Consider the following 281-nt stretch of genomic DNA (forward strand, 5'->3'; position numbering starts at 1 on the left):
GAGCTTGTTGGCGCGTTGGAAGTGTTTGACGCTGTGTCTTCGGGCCAAGCTGATCTTTATCACTCGTCTGACTATTATTTCTTGGGCCAACACCCAGGTTATGCTTACTTCACTGCTGTTCCATTTGGCGCCACAGCACAATAACTGACCAACTGGTACCTTCACGGTGGCGGTCAAGACCTTCACAATGAACTGGGTGAAATCTTCAACCTGCGTTCCTTCCTTGCTTGGAACTCGGGTTCGCAATCTGGTGGTTGGTTCCGTTCCGAAATTAACTCCGC

At 50.2% G+C, this 281-nt stretch carries 1 pseudogene; it reads left to right on the top strand.

The features are described 5' to 3' along the window. Positions 1-281, top strand: a pseudogene (locus tag AB9F29_RS22485) (ABC transporter substrate-binding protein); the annotation flags it as partial.

It is taken from the genome of Falsihalocynthiibacter sp. S25ZX9 (assembly GCF_041205405.1).
GTDB classification, from domain to species: Bacteria; Pseudomonadota; Alphaproteobacteria; order Rhodobacterales; family Rhodobacteraceae; genus Falsihalocynthiibacter; species Falsihalocynthiibacter arcticus.